This is a genomic window from Melaminivora alkalimesophila (assembly GCF_000282995.1).
GTDB classification, from domain to species: domain Bacteria; phylum Pseudomonadota; class Gammaproteobacteria; order Burkholderiales; family Burkholderiaceae_C; genus Melaminivora; species Melaminivora alkalimesophila.
Genome location: NZ_ALEE01000802.1, coordinates 1 through 2,120 on the forward strand (window position 1 = coordinate 1; position 2,120 = coordinate 2,120).

1 protein-coding gene and 1 pseudogene are annotated in these 2,120 nt (G+C 72.6%); both read left to right on the forward strand.

Going from position 1 to position 2,120, the window contains the following annotated elements; all coding sequences use genetic code 11:
- Positions 1-309, forward strand: a pseudogene (locus A612_RS15475) (DNA topoisomerase IV subunit A); the annotation flags it as partial.
- Between the two features lie 85 nt (positions 310-394).
- The coding region (locus A612_RS15480) for a methyl-accepting chemotaxis protein (RefSeq protein WP_019375346.1) at positions 395-2,120 on the forward strand (1,726 nt) is incomplete at its 3' end.

Genomic DNA, 2,120 nt, shown 5'->3' on the forward strand with positions numbered 1-2,120 from the left:
GCGCCCGCCACGCACGTGTGCTGTGCCTCGGTGGGCGGGCGCATCCTGACCTTCGAGATCGGCGAGATGCGCTTCATGGAGAAGGGCGGGCGCGGGTTGATGCTGATCGATCTGGAAGGCGGCGATCAGCTGGCCGGGGCGGCGGCGTACACGCGCAGCGTGCGTTTCGAGGGCACGGGCCGCGGCGGCCGGGCGCGCGAGGAGCAGCTGGAGATCCGCTCGCTCAACCATGCCCGCGCCGCCCGCGGCCGCAGGGGCAAGGCGGCGGATCTGGGGTTCAAGGTGGAACGCCTGCGGCGCGTGGAGTGAGGTGCGCGGGTCGCCCGGGCGCCTTGTTGCTTTTGTTAGCATTTCGCGCGGTTCACTTGGTTTTTCCACGCAAGGAGCGTTTTCCATGAAGGGCATGCGCCTGTCCCACAAGCTCTGGATGTCGGTGCTGGTCATCGTGCTGGCGTTGGCCGCGGTGGTGGGCGGCTCGGCCTACCGCTCGGCCAGCACCCAGGCGGTGTTCGACGCCACCACTGCAGAGATCGCCCAGCGCCAGCAACTCGCGGGCCGCTGGCTGGCCCTGACCGAGCTGAACGCCGCGCGCACCCTGGCGCTGGTGCTCAGCAGCGAGCAGGCGGTCGAGCAGGTTTTCCAGGACGACCTGGCGGCGACCAGCCAGCGCATCTCGGAGATGCAAAGAGACCTCGAGGCCATGGCCCTGTCCGACGCCGAGCGCGCGCAGATGAACCGCGTCGCCGAGGCCCGCAGCGCCATGGTGGAGCTGCGCACGCAGGCGCGCAAGCTGCGCGACGAGAGCGACTACGACGGCGCCGCACGCATGGCGCGCGAACGGCTCACGCCCGCCGTGGCGGCCTATGTGGGCGCCCTGCGCAAGCTGGTCGAGCTGTTCGAGCAGGACGCCAGCCAGCGCCACCGGGAAATGGCCGAGCAGCGCATGATGACGGTGAAGCTGGCGGGCGTGGTGGTGGCGCTGCTGGTGCTCGGGATCGTCGTCGGGGCGCATTTCCTGATCCGCAGCATCCAGCGCCCGCTCGCCCAGGCGAACGCCGTCGCGGCGCGCATTGCCGGGGGCGACCTGCGCGCACAGGGCGACGCCGGCGCCGCGCGCCGCGACGAGTTTGGCGAATTGCTGGCCTCGCTGGAGGCGATGCGCGCCGCCCTGGCGCGCACGGTGCAGCAGGTGCGCCAGAGCACCGACAGCATCGCCGTGGCGAGCGCCGAGATCGCCGCAGGCAACCAGGATCTGTCGGCACGCACGGAGAGCACCTCCAGCAGCCTGCAGGAGACGGCGGCCGCCATGGAGGAGTTCGCCAGCACCCTCGCGCAGAGTGCCGCAAGCGCCTCGCAGGCGAGCCAGCTGGCGGGCAACGCGCGCGATGTGGCGCAGCGCGGGGGCGCCGTGGTGGCGGATGTGGTGACGGCGATGAACGACATCCAGGACAGCAGCCGCCGCATCGCCGACATCATCCAGGTGATCGACTCGATCGCCTTCCAGACCAACATCCTGGCGCTGAATGCGGCCGTGGAGGCCGCACGCGCCGGCGAGCAGGGCCGGGGCTTTGCCGTGGTGGCCGGCGAGGTGCGGGCGCTGGCTGGGCGCTCGGCGGAGGCGGCGCGCGAGATCAACCAGCTGATCAGCGGCTCGGTCGGCCGGGTGGAGGATGGCTCGCGGCTGGTGCAGCAGGCAGGCGGCACCATGCAGGAGATCGTCACCAGCGTGCAGCGCGTGGCGGACATGATCGGCGAAGTGACGGCGGCGGCGGCGGAGCAGAGCGCCGGGGTCGGCGAGGTCAACCAGGCCGTGGGCCAGCTCGACCAGATGACGCAGCAGAACGCGGCGCTGGTAGAGCAGAGCGCCGCAGCGGCGCAGAGCCTGCGCGACCAGGCGGCGCACCTGTCGCAGGTGGTCGCGATGTTTCAGGTGGAGGGGGCGGCCGCCGCCCCGGGCGCGGCGTCTGGGGCGCGTGTCCCGATGGCGGCGGCCGTGCGGACCGCCCCTGCGGCGCCCGCCCCGGCGGCGCGGCTGGCCGTGCCAGGGAGGCAGTCCACGCCTGCGTTCGGGTCTGCAGGGGCGTCCGCGTCTCCCGCCCCCCGCATCGCACCGGCGCGCC